This is a genomic window from Enterobacter sp. CC120223-11, assembly GCF_900215375.1.
In the GTDB taxonomy this organism is placed as follows: Bacteria; Pseudomonadota; Gammaproteobacteria; order Enterobacterales; family Enterobacteriaceae; genus Scandinavium.
The window spans coordinates 124,880-140,155 of the sequence record NZ_OBEF01000010.1 but is presented as its reverse complement, the minus strand read 5'-3'; the positions used below and the strand labels follow the sequence as shown (position 1 = coordinate 140,155).

Genomic DNA, 15,276 nt, shown 5'->3' with positions numbered 1-15,276 from the left:
TTTATACTACCGCGCGTTTGTTTATAAACTGCCCAATCGCCACTAAATGGGAAATCTCCGGTGAAGTTCGTAAAGTATTTATTCATCCTTGCAGTCTGTTGCATTCTGCTGGGAGCAGGCTCGATTTATGGCCTCTACAAATTTATTGAGCCGCAGCTGCCAGACGTGGCCACGCTCAGGGATGTGCGCCTGCAGATCCCAATGCAAATCTACAGCGCCGACGGCGAACTGATTGCGCAATATGGTGAAAAACGCCGTATCCCTGTCACCCTGAGCCAGATGCCGCCTGAGCTGACCAAAGCGTTTATCGCCACGGAAGACAGCCGCTTTTACGAGCATCACGGCATCGATCCTGTCGGGATTTTCCGTGCCGCGAGCGTGGCGCTGTTCTCTGGCCATGCCTCGCAGGGCGCGAGCACCATTACCCAGCAGCTGGCGCGTAACTTCTTCCTGAGCCCAGAAAAGACGCTGACGCGCAAAATCAAAGAGGTCTTCCTGGCTATCCGTATTGAGCAACTGCTCAGTAAGGACGAAATTCTCGATCTCTATCTGAACAAAATTTACCTCGGCTACCGTGCTTACGGTGTGGGTGCCGCTGCGCAGGTTTACTTTGGAAAATCGGTCGATCAGCTGACGCTGAGCGAAATGGCGGTGATCGCCGGCCTGCCGAAAGCACCATCAACCTTCAACCCGTTGTATTCCCTGGACAGGGCGACCTCGCGTCGTAACGTAGTGCTTTCCCGCATGCTGAGTGAAAACGACATCACTCAGGCGCAGTACAACGACGCTATCCGCGAGCCGATTGATGCCAAATATCACGCGCCTGAAATTGCCTTCTCCGCCCCGTATCTGACGGAAATGGTGCGCCAGGAGATGGTGACCCGCTACGGTGATAAAGCCTACGAAGACGGCTACCGCGTTTACACCACTATCAGCCGTAAAGATCAGCTGGCGGCGCAAACGGCCCTGCGCACCAACGTGATGGATTATGATATGCGCCACGGCTATCGCGGCCCGGCCAACGTGCTGTGGAAAGTGGGTGAAACCCCATGGGACAGCAAAAAAATCACTGACTCGCTGAAAAGCCTGCCGACCTACGGGCCGCTGATGCCAGCCGTTGTGACGGCGAGCAGTCCACAGGAAGCCACGGCGATGCTGGCAGACGGCACGTCAGTTTCGATGGCTATGGATGGCATGCGCTGGGCACGAGCTTACCGCTCAGACACTCAGCAAGGCCCGACGCCACGCAAAGTGGCCGATGTGGTCCAGACCGGCCAGCAAATCTGGGTTCGCCAGGTGAACGACGCCTGGTGGCTGGCGCAGGTGCCGGACGTCAACTCCGCCCTGGTGTCCATCAACCCGCAAAACGGTGCAATCATTGCCCTGGTCGGTGGGTTTGACTTCAACCAAAGCAAATTTAACCGTGCAACTCAGGCGCTACGCCAGGTCGGCTCCAACATCAAACCGTTCTTATACACCGCCGCGATGGACAAGGGCCTGACGCTGGCAAGTATTCTGAACGACGTGCCGATCTCCCGCTGGGATGCCGGCGCAGGCTCCGACTGGAGTCCGAAGAACTCACCGCCGGAGTATTCAGGCCCGATTCGTTTACGTCAGGGTCTGGGTCAGTCGAAAAACGTGGTTATGGTGCGTGCCATGCGCGCAATGGGCGTGGACTACGCGGCGGAGTATCTGCAACGCTTCGGTTTCCCTGCTGAAAACATCGTGCGTACCGAATCGCTGGCGCTGGGCTCGGCCTCCTTCACGCCGCTCCAGGTGGCGCGCGGTTACTCGGTAATGGCCAACGGCGGCTTCCTCATCGATCCGTTCTTTATCAGTAAAATCGAGAACGATATGGGCGGCGTGATTTTTGAGGCTAAGCCTAAAATTGCCTGCGCTGAATGCGACATACCAGTGATTTACGGCGATACACCAAAATCTGACGTGCTGGAAAATAAAGACGTTGAAAACGTCGCCACCTCCCAGACGCCGCAAAACTCCAGCGTGCCAATGCCAAGCCTTGAACAGGCCAACCAGGCGCTGGTAGCCCGCAGCGGTGGGCAGGAGTACGCCCCGCACGTGATCAGCACGCCGCTCTCCTTCCTGATTAAAAGCGCGCTGAACACCAACATCTTCGGCGAACCAGGCTGGCAGGGTACGGGCTGGCGTGCAGGACGCGATCTGAAACGTCATGATATCGGCGGTAAAACCGGCACCACCAACAGCTCGAAAGATGCCTGGTTCTCAGGTTACGGCCCGGGCGTGGTGACGTCAGTGTGGATTGGTTTTGACGATCACCGTCGCGATCTCGGTCGCACCAGCGCATCCGGAGCGATCAAAGATCAGATCTCCGGTTATGAAGGCGGCGCTAAGAGTGCACAGCCTGCCTGGGATTTGTTTATGAAGATGGCGCTCGATGGCGTGCCTGAACAGCCGCTGACACCGCCGCCGGGCGTGGTGACCGTCAATATCGACCGGGGTACCGGACAGTTGGCCAACGGCGGCAACAGCCGTGAAGAGTTCTTTATTGAGGGCACACAGCCCACCCAACAGGCGGTGCATGAAGTGGGCACCACGCTGATGGACAACGGCGAAACCCACGAGCTGTTCTGATAAAAAAAGCGCCTTCGGGCGCTTTTTTTATCGGGAAGCATTTATCACCTGACGCTACAGCCTGCCCTGCTCTTTCAGCCATTCCCGCACCAGAAACAGCGCGCTGACGTTGCGCGCTTCGTTGAAGTCCGGTTCTGCCAACAGATCCAGCAGCTGCGACAGCGGCCACCGCACCTGCGGTAAGGGTTCGGGCTCATCTCCGGGCAGCGATTCAGGGTAGAGATTCTCTGCCACCACAATGTTCATTTTGCTGGAGAAGTACGAGGGAGCCATGCTGAGCTTCTGCAGAAACGTCAGATTATGAGCACCAAAGCCCACTTCTTCTTTCAGCTCACGATTGGCAGCTTCAAAGACGCTTTCACCCGGGTCGATAAGCCCTTTGGAAAAGCCGAGCTCGTACGACTCCGTGCCCACGGCATATTCGCGGATTAGAATCAGATGATCGTCAACAATCGGGATAATCATCACCGCTTCACGCGTGGAAGGACGCATCCTTTCGTAGATGCGGCGCTCGCCATTGCTGAATTCCAGCTCCACACTCTCCACGGTAAACAGCCGGGAACGCGCAACTGTTTCAACTTTGTGGATGATGGGTTTTATTAATGGTTTATCCATGATGACCTGTGTTTGCTGTGGTAACAGGGTAATTGTGCGACATGCCGCACAGTTTAGGCAATTCCTGGCGTCATGTATTTACATTTGCGCAACTTCCGGTATTGACGACTATTTGAATAAAAAGTCAAGACCTTGCAATGGATTTGAGAATTTGCTGATATTCGCTTGCATTGACCTTTGATATGCTCAAAAGTTGCATCTGAACGTAAGAAATCTTTCAAGATCTGAGTGATGTGTGCCGATAGCTCACTACGGGCTCGCGTTCTGTGTTAACGAGCAACCGACGATACCTGTAAGAATAAGTTTGATGGGAAAAGCATGGGCACCTTTTTGATTTTTTTCGCTGCTATGCTGGCCTGCGCATTGCTTGCAGGGTGGTTTTATCGACAGCACAAGCAGCGCCGACTTCCTCGCCTGCATGCATTCAGCGGCGCGACCACGCGCAAACTGACTCTGGATGAACGAGCGGCTGTCGATAATTATCTGGAAGGCCAGACCCGCATTCTGGAAGTGCCCGCTTCCGGTACCTCTGGTGCCCCTGGCGCCATCACGCTGAACGCCCAGAGCAATACCGTTTACACCCTCACGCAGTCAATCACTCGCTACGGCATCACGACTGACGATCTGAACAAATGGCGCTACTTCCTCGACTCCGTTGAAATCCACCTGCCGCCCTTCTGGGAGCAGTACATCAATGATGAAAACGAAGTCGAACTGATCCACACCGATTCCCTGCCGCTGGTCATCGCCCTGAACGGCCACAGCCTGCGCGACCATAAACAGGAAGCCAAAGGCTTCGCGCTAGAGCAACGCTCATCGACACAAGCCTCCATTCGCGGCGAAGAGAGTGAGCAGATTGAGCTGCTGAATATTCGTCAGGAAACCCGCGAAGAGTATGCGCTCAGTCGCCCGGACGGTTTGCGTGAGGCACTGCTTATCGTAAGCGCATTTTTCCTGTTTTTCTGCGCGCTGATGGTGCCCGAGGTCTTTGTTCCGTGGATAACCGGCATCGCTATTTTGTTACTGGGCTTTGGTCTTTGGGGCGTGTTTGCTCCGCCGTCCAAAACCGCGTTACGCGAGATTCACTGCCTGCGAGGAACCCCAAAACGCTGGGGGCTGTTTGGCGAGAATGACCAGGAGCAAATCAACAACATTTCGCTCGGCATTATCGATCTTATCTATCCACGCCACTGGCAACCCTTTATTGCTCAGGATCTTGGCCAGCAAACGGATATTGATATTTACCTCGATCGCCACGTGGTCCGTCAGGGCCGATTCTTATCGCTGCATAACGAAGTAAAACATTTTCCGCTTCAGCACTGGCTGCGCAGCGCCATCATTGCCATCGGCGCGCTGCTGATAGGTGCCATGCTGTGGATTAGCGTGCCGCTCAGTATGCCGTTCAAATTTACGCTTTTCTGGCTGCAGGGTGCGCAAACCATTGAGGCGACCACCGTCAGCCAGCTCGATCGGGCGAATATTCGGGTTGGCGATACGCTGCACATCTCCGGCACCGGCATGTGTAATATCCGCTCCCAGGGGACCTGGACGGCACAGGATAACTCGCCGTTCACGCCGTTTGATTGTTCGCAGATAATCTGGAACGAGGCACCACCGCTGCCGCTGCCGGAATCCGATATTGTCACCAAAGCCACCGCACTGATTCAGGCAGTGAACCGCCAGCTTCACCCAACCCCGGACGACAGTTCCCGCGTCAGCCCGGCCCTGCGCTCCGCCATTCAAAAATCGGGCATGGTGCTGCTGGATGATTTTGCCGATATTGTGCTGAAAACGCAGGATCTCTGCTCCGCTGAGGATGACTGCTCCCGCCTGAAAACGGCGCTGGTAAACCTCGGCAATACCCGGGACTGGGAAGCGCTCACGAAGCGAGCCAGCTCCGGCAAGCTGGATGGCGTGAACGTCCTGTTACGCCCTGTTAGCGCTGAATCACTGGATAATCTGGTGACAACATCAACCGCACCGTTTGTGATGCGTGAAACGGCCCGCGCCGCCCAGGCGTTAAACAGCCCGGCGCCGGGCGGTTTTCTGATTGCCAGCGACGAAGGCAGCGACCTGGTCACGCAGCCCTGGCCGTCGGTCAGCCTGTACGATTACCCGGCCCATGAGCAGTGGGGCGAGTTCCAGCGTCTGGCGGGCATGTTGATGCATACGCCGTTCACCGCGGAAGGGATTGTCACCAACATCACCACCGATGCCAACGGCACCAAACACGTTAATCTGCACCGCATTCCGGACAGCGCCGGGCTCTGGCGCTATATCAGCACCACTTTGCTGATGCTGACGATGCTGGCGTGCTGTGTCTGGAATGGGTTCCAGGCGATTCGCCGCTATCAGCGCCACCGCATGCGTATGGCGGAGATCCACGCCTACTACGAAAGCAGCCTCAACCCGAGCCTGCTCACCTCTCAGGACCTGCTGCCTCAGGATGCCACAGACCGCTAAACGCCCCTGCTCCCGCTGAGGCGGCCGCTGTGGTACCCTGACGCGCATTCTTTCGGCAGGAGACGCAGCATGCATTTTGATATCGCCTGGCAGGAGATCGACACCGTCCTGCTGGATATGGACGGCACCCTTCTCGATCTCGCCTTCGACAGCTATTTCTGGCAGCAGCTGGTGCCAGAAACTTACGGCACACAAAATGGCCTGAGCCTCGCGGAAGCTCGCCTGCGCATCAGCCAGGAGTATCATGCCGTGCAGCATACGCTAAACTGGTACTGTCTGGATTACTGGAGCGAACGCCTGGGGCTGGATATCTGCGCCATGACGACCCAACAGGGCCCACGTGCCGTGCTGCGCGAAGACACCGTGCCGTTTCTGGATTCACTCAAAGCGTGCGGCAAAAGGCGCATTCTGCTGACCAACGCCCATCCGCATAACCTGGCGGTGAAGCTGGAACACACCGGTCTGGCCTCGCACCTTGATTTATTGCTTTCCACCCACACATTTGGTTATCCGAAAGAAGATCAGCGTTTATGGCAGGCCGTTGCCGAAGAAACCGCGCTGGACGCGCACAAAACGCTGTTTATCGATGACAGCGAACCGATTCTCGACGCCGCCGCGCAGTTCGGGATCCGCTACTGCCTTGGCGTAACGAATCCTGACTCCAGCGTCGCGGAAAAGCAGTACCAGCGACATCCGGCACTGAATGATTATCGTCGCCTGATCCCTGCGATCCGGTGAAGGAGAAACCATGAAAGAGAACTCCGCTGAGGCCGTCCGACTGGATAAGTGGCTCTGGGCAGCTCGCTTTTACAAAACCCGTGCGGTCGCACGCGAAATGGTGGAAGGCGGCAAGGTGCACTACAACGGCCAGCGCAGCAAACCGAGCAAAGTGGTGGAGATGAATGCCACGCTGACGCTGCGGCAGGGCAACGACGAGCGCACCGTTATTATCAGAGGTATCACCGAGCAGCGTCGTCCGGCCACGGAAGCTGTTTTGCTTTATGAAGAGACGGCTGAAAGCATCGAAAAGCGGGAAAAGATGGCGCTTGCCCGCAAGCTTAATGCGCTGACCATGCCGCACCCGGACCGTCGCCCCGATAAAAAAGAGCGACGCGACCTGATGAGATTTAAACATGGGGACAGTGAGTAACGGTTCCCTTAAGAGAGAAAAAGATGATTCAACACGATCAATTACACCGCTATCTGTTTGAAAACGTGGCCGTCCGCGGCGAACTGGTCACCGTCTCCGAAACGCTGGAGCAGGTGCTGGCCAACCACAGCTACCCGCAGCCGGTCAAAAACGTGCTGGCTGAACTACTGGTTGCCACCAGTCTGCTGACTGCCACGCTGAAGTTCGATGGTGATATTACCGTGCAGCTGCAGGGCGATGGCCCGATGTCTCTGGCGGTGATCAATGGTAACAACCATCAGCAGCTACGCGGTGTGGCGCGTGTTCAGGGTGAGATCCCGGAAAACGCCGATCTGAAAACGCTGGTCGGTAACGGCTATCTGGTGATCACCATTGCGCCGGAAGAAGGCGAGCGCTATCAGGGCGTGGTGGGGCTTGAAGGCGATACGCTGGCCGCCTGCCTGGAAGATTACTTCCTGCGCTCAGAGCAGCTGCCGACTCGCCTTGTGATCCGTACCGGCGAGCATGAAGGTAAAATGGCCGCAGGTGGGATCCTGTTGCAGGTGATGCCTGCCCAGGACGCCCAGGCTGCCGACTTCGAACATCTCGCGACGCTGACCGACACCATCAAAGGCGAAGAGCTGTTCAGCCTGCCGGCGAACGATGTGCTGTGGCGCCTCTATCACGAAGAAGAGGTGACGGTATACGAGCCTCAGGCGGTCGAGTTCAAATGCACCTGCTCCCGCGAACGCTGCGCCGGTGCGCTGAAAACCCTGCCGGATGAAGAAGTAGACAGCATCCTGGCAGACGACGGTGAAATCGACATGCACTGCGACTACTGCGGCAGCCATTACGTGTTTAATGCCATGGACATCGCCGAGATCCGTAACAACGCTTCTCCGGCAGATCCGCAGGTGCATTGATTCGATTACGTGCAATCCCCTCTCCCTTTGGGAGAGGGTGCAAACACTAAAAACGGCAACCCTGTTGCCGTTTTGCTTTCGGCGCTGTGCGGCCTGATGCCCTCACCCCGACCCTCTCCCACAGGGAGAGGGGGCAAACACTAAAAACGGCAACTGAAGCTGCCGTTTTGCTGTTTACCTTGAGAAGTGAATCGATTTTTGCTGTAACTCTTTCGTAACTTTCTTTCAAGAATGCGATTACATTCACATTCCATCAGTTCATTAAACCATTTTTTAACCGTTTAAGAACATTTCCCCCCAATCAAAAACGTTTCCTGCCATAATCTGTCTCGCCTCGTGACAGGAGTCACCGTGTTTTCCGTTAGTTTGACGAGAGTCCGGATACGCAAATCTATGAGCCTGGTCGCGGTCAAAAACCCACGAAAAACCCTACAATGATTGGCAGTACATATTGGCTAAGGAGCAGTGACATGCGTGTTAATGGTATTACCCCGCAGGATCTCAAGGCTTATGGTATCAACGACGTCCAGGATATCGTTTACAACCCCGATTACGACACACTTTTTGAAGAAGAGCTCAGTCCCAGTCTGGAAGGATACGAGCGTGGCGTACTGACAAATCTGGGGGCTGTCGCCGTCGACACCGGTATTTTCACCGGCCGTTCGCCGAAGGATAAGTACATTGTCCGCGACGACACCACCCGCGACACCGTCTGGTGGGCTGATAAAGGCAAAGGCAAGAACGACAACAAGCCGCTCTCGCCTGAAACCTGGCAGCAGCTCAAAGGCCTTGTCACACAGCAGCTTTCCGGTAAGCGCCTGTTTATTATCGATGCTTACTGTGGCGCCAATGCCGACACCCGTCTGTGCGTGCGCTTCATCACTGAAGTGGCCTGGCAGGCACACTTCGTCAAAAACATGTTCATTCGCCCGACCGACGCGGAGCTGGCCACCTTCAAGCCTGACTTTGTGGTGATGAACGGCGCGAAATGCACCAACCCGAACTGGCAGGAGCAAGGGCTCAACTCCGAGAACTTTGTCGCCTTCAATCTGACCGAACGCATCCAGCTGATTGGCGGAACCTGGTACGGCGGCGAAATGAAAAAGGGTATGTTCTCTATCATGAACTACCTGCTGCCGCTGAAGGGCATTGCCTCCATGCACTGTTCGGCGAACGTTGGCGAGAAAGGCGACGTGGCGGTGTTCTTCGGCCTTTCCGGTACGGGGAAAACCACGCTCTCGACCGATCCGAAACGCCGCCTGATTGGCGATGACGAACACGGTTGGGACGACGATGGCGTCTTTAACTTCGAAGGCGGCTGCTATGCGAAGACCATTCGCCTGTCGGAAGAAGCAGAGCCGGATATCTATCACGCCATTCGCCGCGATGCGCTGCTCGAAAACGTCAGCGTGCTGTCCGACGGCACTATCGATTTCGACGATGCGTCTAAAACCGAAAACACCCGCGTTTCCTACCCGATATACCACATCGACAATATCGTGAAGCCAGTGTCGAAAGCAGGTCATGCCACGAAGGTGATTTTCCTGACGGCGGATGCGTTCGGCGTACTGCCGCCGGTTTCACGCCTGACGGCGAACCAGACGCAGTATCACTTCCTGTCTGGTTTTACCGCCAAACTGGCGGGTACCGAGCGCGGCGTGACGGAGCCAACCCCAACCTTCTCCGCCTGCTTCGGTGCGGCATTCCTCTCTCTGCACCCAACGCAGTACGCAGAAGTGCTGGTGAAGCGCATGCAGGATTCGGGTGCGCAGGCTTATCTGGTGAACACCGGCTGGAACGGCACCGGCAAACGTATCTCCATTAAAGATACGCGCGCGATTATCGACGCCATCCTCGACGGCACGCTGGATAACGCAGAAACCTTCACGCTGCCACTGTTCGACCTGCAAATCCCGACCGCTCTGCCGGGCGTGGATACGCATATTCTGGATCCGCGTAACACCTACGGCTCTCCGGAACAGTGGCAGGAAAAAGCACAAGCGCTGGCGAAGCTGTTCGTTGAGAACTTCGAGAAGTACACCGATACACCAGCAGGTGCAGCGCTGGTGGCGGCCGGACCTCGATAAAAAAAAAGCCTTCCACTCGGAAGGCTTTTCACTTTTTGCGGCCCCTTCTGTCAGGAGGGGGGCGCATTCATCTTCAATCAGCTCAGCAGCGTAAACGCAATCATCCCGACAATCGCGCCAACGGTACCCAGAATGGTTTCCATCAGCGTCCAGGTTTTCAGGGTTTGCGCTTCGGTGGCGCCAGTAAACTTACCGAACAGCCAGAAACCTGCGTCGTTTACGTGACTCACCACAATCGAACCACCAGCGATACAGATAGAGAGCGCCGCCATCTGCGCGCCGCTGTAGTGCAGCTGTTCGATAACCGGCATCACCAGACCAACGGCTGTCAGGCAAGCGACCGTTGCAGAACCCTGGATGATACGCACCGCCGCGGCCAGCACGAAGCAGGTAATCGCAATCGGCAGCCCCATGCCGGTCAGCGCTTCACCCAGCGCCGGACCCACACCGGAATCCACCAGCACCTGTTTGAACACACCGCCCGCACCGATAACCAGCAGGATAATCCCCGCAGGCTGCAGCGCCGCGCCGCAGATTTCCATCACGCGGTCTTTCGGCATGCCCTGACGCATTGCCAGGCCGTAAATCGCCACCAGACACGCCACCAGAATCGCGGTGAACGGGTGACCGATAAATTCAAACCACTCATAGGCTTCTGAACCCGGCGCCACAAAGCGGGCGGCGATGGTTTTCAGGCCAACCAGCACCAGCGGCAGCAGGATCAGCGCGAGGCTGAAGCCGAATGACGGCATTTTGCCCTCGCCCAGATGCGGCTCAGAGATATCGTCCGGAATGTGCAGCTCAACGTAACGGCTAATGAAGTTGCCCCACAGCGGCCCGGCGATAATCATGCCCGGGATCGCCGCACACAGGCCAATCAGAATCATCCAGCCGAAATCGGCGTGCATTTGCGAAGCCAGCAGCATTGGCGCAGGCCCTGGCAGCAGGAACGCCGCGGCGGCTGCCACGCCCGCAAACAGAGGAATAACCAGCTTCACCAGGTTGGTGCCCGTGTGGCGCGCCATAGAAAATGCGACGCTAATCAGCAGCACAATTGCCACTTCAAAGAACAGCGGCAGCGCGCAAATCAGGCCTGCCAGGCCAATGGCGTAGTGCGCCCGGCTGTGGCCGAAAGATTTCAGCATCTTCACGGCAATCTGATCGACCGCGCCGGTTTCATGCAGCACTTTGCCGAACATAGCCCCTAAAGCGACCACAATCGCCAGGAAGCCGAGCGTGCCGCCCATTCCTTTTTCCATGGTAGCCGCGATTTTGTCGAGCGGCATCCCGGAGAACAGCCCTGCACCAATAGAAACCACCATCAAAGCCACGAAGGCGTGCATACGCGCCTTCATGACTAAAAACAGCAGCAGCAATACTGAGCCGACTGCCGTTAAAACAAGCGTTAATGTACTCACTACTTACTGCCTTTGTTGATTAACTCAATGGTGCTGGCGACGACGCCGTCCAGCGGCTGGTCGATATTGACCGCCAGTACGTCCGGCTCATCCGCGCCTGGCTCTTGCAATGTTTCGAACTGGGTGACCAACATCTGAGTTTTAAAGAAGTGCCCTTTACGCGCTTTCAGACGGCTTTCGATCACGTCAAAATCGCCCTTCATGTAGATAAAGGAGAGGTTGGGATTCCCTTCGCGCAGAAGGTCACGGTAGCTTTTCTTCAGGGCAGAACAGACAATCAGCGACACTTTATTGGTGCGCTGCATCGCGAATGCGGCGTCGTTCAGGGCCTGAAGCCAGGGTTTACGATCGTCGTCGTTCAGCGGTTCGCCGGAGGACATTTTGACGATGTTGCTGCGAGGATGGAGGAAGTCGCCATCAAGAAACGCGGCATGCAGCCGATACGCCACTTCACTGGCGACGGCGGATTTTCCGCTGCCAGAAACGCCCATCAGAACGTAGACATGGTGATCATGGTTAGTCGTGCTCAAAGCGATACTCCCACAAGGTCATTTGTTACGGGTAACTGTTATCGGTAACATTGTCCTGCCAGACCAGTGGGGAAGCAATAAGCATCCGGACGAGAAACTGCGTTGTGTGATCTACTTCAAAGTTGCAGGTTTAAATAGATCCGCCTGGTGACAATGTGAAACCTAAATCTAACATCTTAGGTGTAACAATTTCACCCCGAATACGGGCCAACAGGCGCTCGGCACCAATTCGCCCCATCCGCTCACGCGGCGTCAGCACGCTGGCGAGACGCGGTTCCATGACCTGGCCAATGTCATGCCCGTGGAAACCGGCAATCGCCATATCATCAGGGATCTTCAGGCCCAGGCGCTGACACTCAAACGCGGCACCGACCGCAAGGTCATCGTTGGTACAGAAAATACCGTCGAGCTGAGGGTATTCACGACGCGCCTGACGCATCAACTCGATGCCGGAAGAGTAGGATGAAGATTGCTCCACCATCACGCTGTAGGGCGTCAGGCCCGCATCATGCATCGCCTGCTCATAGCCCTGCTGTTTGATGATAGTACGCTCATCCAGACGTGCGCCGAGATAGGCAATATGGCGATGGCCGCGCGAAATAATGGTGGCGGTCATCTGGCGGGCGGCTTCAAAGTTATCGAAGCCGACGGCGATATCAATGCACGGCGACTGGCTGTCCATCAGTTCGACGACCGGAATGCCCGCCACTTCAATCATCTTGCGGGTGCGCGCCGTGTGGGTACGTTCCGACAGGATCAGGCCATCAATGTTCCAGGAAAGCATCGATTCCAGACGCTCCTCTTCCATTTCTGGCTTATAGCCGTAGTGGGCAAGCATCGCCTGATAACCGTAGATATCGGTCACGCTCTCAATGCCTTTCAGCACTTCGGCGAACACCTGGTTGGTTAAGGAAGGCAGCAGCACGCCTATCGCCCGACTGGTGGAATTGGAAAGAATATCGGGAGCGCGATTGGGAATGTAACCCAGTTCATCCAGGGCGACGGCAATCTTGCCACGCAGCGCGACGGACACCTGTTCCGGGTTGCGCAGAAAACGGCTGACCGTCATTTTGGTCACGCCGACGCGATCGGCCACATCCTGAAGTACGGGTCTTTTCTTTTTCATCGTCCAGAGGGTGATAAAGAGGGAATCATTTCACCAGTTTATCATGGACGTGGTGGAACCTTCCCGCTTTCGCAGGAAGGTTGTCAGTTTTATTTAATCAGGATCATACTGGCGGCAGATCAAACAGCAGAATTTCCGCTTCGCTGTCGGCATGAACCGAAATCGCCTGCTCATCCCAGATAGCCAGGCCGTCTGCGGCAGTGGCTTTGGTGCCGTTGATAGAGACTTCACCTTTCACGACCTGGATCCACACTTTGCGATCGGCGGCAATCTGATGAACCGACTGCTCGTCTTTTGCCAGCGCCCAGCGATACAGTTCCATATCCTGGTAAACCTTCAGCGAACCGTCACGTGCGTCCGGCGACAGCACCAACTGTTTGCCCTGCGCGGCATCAAAGCGGCGCTGCTCGTAGCGTGGGGTGATCCCGGTATCTTCCGGAATGATCCAGATTTGATACAGGTGCAGCTTCTCCGTGTTGCTCGGGTTGTACTCCGAGTGACGGATCCCCGTCCCGGCGCTCATGATCTGAAATTCCCCGGCAGGCACCTGCTCTTTGTTACCCATGCTGTCCTGGTGCTCAACGGCGCCTTCCAGCACGTAGGTCAGGATTTCCATGTCTTTGTGCGGATGGGTGCCAAAGCCCTGACCGGCATCGATCACGTCGTCATTAATCACGCGAAGGGCAGAGAACCCCATAAAGTTCGCGTCGTAATAGTTGGCGAAAGAGAAAGTGTGCCAGGAGTCCAGCCAGCCGTGATTTGCATGGCCACGATCGTTTGCTTTGCGTAAGTAAATCATGATGTCTGAGTCCTTGTTCGTTGCGATGGATACAGTGTGGACTCGAATGCGCAGGGATGATAGTGGGTGAAAATTGACTCCTCTGTTCAAAATTTATGAACAAGTACAGAGGAGCCTAATTCGCTTATTTTGCGAGGGTTATCGTGGCGGGAGAAGCCTGTTCAAAGCCCCGCTCGAGGATCTCAAGGTTGGTCAGAGCTTCAGATTCCTTGACGAAATTCGGCGCGCCGTTTTTTAGCGTTTCGTACAGGGCGTCGTACACGCGGCCGTAGTCGCCTACTTCCGGTTTCACCTCTTCACGCACCGTCACGCCTTCAGCGTTCATATACTCCAGCTGGCCGAGGCTGTCGTCCGCCCCAAAGCCTGGCTCACCCGGCATGATGTTGGCTTTGAGGCTGGTTTCCTGCTGGTCGATACCGTATTTCACGTACGAGCCTTTGGTGCCGTGAAGGATAAATTTCGGATAATCGATTTTCACCAGATGGCTGGTTTTGACGATGGCTTTCAGATCACCGTAGAAAAGCTGTGCCTCGAAGGTATCGTCCGGGTTGGCCTTGTTACGCAGGCTACGAATGTCGTACGCCACGTGGTCCGGGCGGCCAAACAGGGAAATGATCTGATCCATCGTATGCACGCCGAGGCCGTAAAATGCGCCATCCTGCGGCAGCCCTGGCTTCGTCTCAGCGATCGGGCGATACATGTCGAAATGGCTTTCAATTTCGACCAACTGCCCAAGCTTGCCGCTCTCAATCACTTTTTTGGCGGTCAGGAAGCAGGAGTCAAAGCGGCGGTTCTGATAGGGCGTGATCGTCAGCCCTTTCGCGTTCGCCAACGCGAACAGCTCTTTCGCTTCCGCAAGCGTCGGCGTGAACGGCTTTTCGACCAGCACGTTTTTACCTGCTTCCAGCGCGCGTTTCGCATAGTCGAAATGGCTGTCGGCATGCGTACAAACCACCACCAGTTTGACCTGCGGATCGTTCAGGACTTCATCGAGTGAGCTGGTGAAATGAATGTGCTGATACTGCGGATGCTGCTCTTCCGGCTTCGCGCTGCGGCGGTAGATGTGCGCCACGTGCCAGCTGTTTTTGCGGTTGAGAACGTAAGGGAGGTGATAGCGGGTGGTGCTCTTTCCGAAACCAATAAATGCGCAGTGTAGGGTCATGGCTCAGTCCTTGTTAAGGTTGCTGCTGCCTACCATAGCGCAAGTTTGTGTTGAGGTTAAAGATTTGCTCAGACTGGTTTTCCAACCCACTTTAGCCTTTGTCCAAATTAGTTGGCGTTGTAGCAAGGCGGCAAGGGAGCTTATCCCCAGGAGCTTACTTCAGTAAGTGACTGGGGTAAGTGAGTGCAGCCAACGCAGCTACAGCGTCAAATAAGAAGGACAAAAAAAAAGCCAGCACCCGGCTGGCTATAAAATAATACTGGAAGCAATGTGAGCAATGTCGTGCTTTCAGGTTCTCCGTAAGGGGTCTCCCTGAACGCATGACAATAATAATCATTATCATTCGCACTTGTCTACCTCTTTTTTTGCAAAAATCAGCCGTTGACGAATTTTTGTGATTCAGGGATGTTT

Annotated in this window: 12 protein-coding genes; 6 read left to right on the top strand and 6 right to left on the bottom strand. The window is 55.7% G+C overall.

The window, feature by feature from the left end; genetic code table 11:
- The first annotated feature begins 60 nt into the window (after positions 1-60).
- Positions 61-2,613: a peptidoglycan glycosyltransferase/peptidoglycan DD-transpeptidase MrcA gene (gene mrcA, locus CRO87_RS13445; protein ID WP_097163454.1), complete on the top strand. Its 2,553-nt coding sequence runs from the start codon at positions 61-63 to the stop codon at positions 2,611-2,613.
- Positions 2,614-2,667: 54 nt separating this feature from the next.
- Here the strand turns inward: mrcA and nudE are convergent, their stop codons facing one another.
- The gene (gene nudE, locus CRO87_RS13440) at positions 2,668-3,228 is read right to left on the bottom strand and encodes an ADP compounds hydrolase NudE (protein WP_097163453.1); all 561 of its coding nucleotides are present in this window, start codon (positions 3,226-3,228) and stop codon (positions 2,668-2,670) included.
- A gap of 318 nt (positions 3,229-3,546) precedes the next feature.
- Between nudE and CRO87_RS13435 the strand changes: the two genes are divergently transcribed.
- The 5 genes from CRO87_RS13435 (at position 3,547) to pckA (ending at position 9,830) form a co-directional block, all read left to right on the top strand.
- Positions 3,547-5,691, top strand: a complete 2,145-nt coding sequence (locus CRO87_RS13435) for an intracellular growth attenuator family protein (protein ID WP_097163452.1) — start codon at positions 3,547-3,549, stop codon at positions 5,689-5,691.
- Positions 5,692-5,760: 69 nt separating this feature from the next.
- On the top strand, positions 5,761-6,429 hold the full coding sequence (gene yrfG, locus CRO87_RS13430) for a GMP/IMP nucleotidase (RefSeq protein WP_097163451.1): 669 nt from the start codon (positions 5,761-5,763) through the stop codon (positions 6,427-6,429).
- A gap of 10 nt (positions 6,430-6,439) precedes the next feature.
- A complete protein-coding gene (hslR, locus tag CRO87_RS13425; RefSeq protein ID WP_097163450.1) occupies positions 6,440-6,841 on the top strand; it encodes a ribosome-associated heat shock protein Hsp15 in 402 nt (133 codons plus the stop codon).
- A gap of 23 nt (positions 6,842-6,864) precedes the next feature.
- Positions 6,865-7,743 (top strand): Hsp33 family molecular chaperone HslO, encoded by an 879-nt coding sequence (gene hslO / locus CRO87_RS13420; protein ID WP_097163449.1) that lies wholly within the window; start codon positions 6,865-6,867, stop codon positions 7,741-7,743.
- A gap of 470 nt (positions 7,744-8,213) precedes the next feature.
- A complete protein-coding gene (gene pckA, locus CRO87_RS13415) occupies positions 8,214-9,830 on the top strand; it encodes a phosphoenolpyruvate carboxykinase (ATP) (RefSeq protein ID WP_097163448.1) in 1,617 nt (538 codons plus the stop codon).
- 77 nt (positions 9,831-9,907) lie between these two features.
- Here the strand turns inward: pckA and gntU are convergent, their stop codons facing one another.
- The 5 genes from gntU to CRO87_RS13390 form a co-directional block, all read right to left on the bottom strand.
- Positions 9,908-11,248: a gluconate transporter gene (gene gntU, locus CRO87_RS13410; protein WP_097163447.1), complete on the bottom strand. Its 1,341-nt coding sequence runs from the start codon at positions 11,246-11,248 to the stop codon at positions 9,908-9,910.
- A complete protein-coding gene (gntK, locus tag CRO87_RS13405) occupies positions 11,248-11,778 on the bottom strand; it encodes a gluconokinase (protein ID WP_097163446.1) in 531 nt (176 codons plus the stop codon). Before gntK ends, gntU begins: the two co-directional genes overlap by 1 nt.
- A 130-nt stretch (positions 11,779-11,908) precedes the next feature.
- Positions 11,909-12,904: a gluconate operon transcriptional repressor GntR gene (gene gntR / locus CRO87_RS13400; RefSeq protein ID WP_097163445.1), complete on the bottom strand. Its 996-nt coding sequence runs from the start codon at positions 12,902-12,904 to the stop codon at positions 11,909-11,911.
- A 103-nt stretch (positions 12,905-13,007) separates the two neighbouring features.
- Positions 13,008-13,703 carry a pirin family protein gene (locus CRO87_RS13395; protein ID WP_097163444.1) on the bottom strand — a complete coding sequence of 232 codons (696 nt, stop codon included), beginning with the start codon at positions 13,701-13,703 and terminating at the stop codon, positions 13,008-13,010.
- 124 nt (positions 13,704-13,827) lie between these two features.
- Complete coding sequence (locus CRO87_RS13390) at positions 13,828-14,865, bottom strand: oxidoreductase (protein WP_097163443.1); 1,038 nt, start codon at positions 14,863-14,865, stop codon at positions 13,828-13,830.
- Positions 14,866-15,276 lie beyond the last annotated feature (411 nt).

What these genes read in the sequence shown, in the direction of transcription:
- nudE (WP_097163453.1), bottom strand. Translation starts at nt 3,228, where the DNA reads ATGGATAAACCATTAATAAAACCCATCATCCACAAAGTTGAAACAGTT.
- CRO87_RS13390 (WP_097163443.1), bottom strand. Translation starts at nt 14,865, where the DNA reads ATGACCCTACACTGCGCATTTATTGGTTTCGGAAAGAGCACCACCCGC.
- hslR (WP_097163450.1), top strand. Translation starts at nt 6,440, where the DNA reads ATGAAAGAGAACTCCGCTGAGGCCGTCCGACTGGATAAGTGGCTCTGG.
- CRO87_RS13435 (WP_097163452.1), top strand. Translation starts at nt 3,547, where the DNA reads ATGGGCACCTTTTTGATTTTTTTCGCTGCTATGCTGGCCTGCGCATTG.
- pckA (WP_097163448.1), top strand. Translation starts at nt 8,214, where the DNA reads ATGCGTGTTAATGGTATTACCCCGCAGGATCTCAAGGCTTATGGTATC.
- CRO87_RS13395 (WP_097163444.1), bottom strand. Translation starts at nt 13,703, where the DNA reads ATGATTTACTTACGCAAAGCAAACGATCGTGGCCATGCAAATCACGGC.
- hslO (WP_097163449.1), top strand. Translation starts at nt 6,865, where the DNA reads ATGATTCAACACGATCAATTACACCGCTATCTGTTTGAAAACGTGGCC.
- gntR (WP_097163445.1), bottom strand. Translation starts at nt 12,904, where the DNA reads ATGAAAAAGAAAAGACCCGTACTTCAGGATGTGGCCGATCGCGTCGGC.
- yrfG (WP_097163451.1), top strand. Translation starts at nt 5,761, where the DNA reads ATGCATTTTGATATCGCCTGGCAGGAGATCGACACCGTCCTGCTGGAT.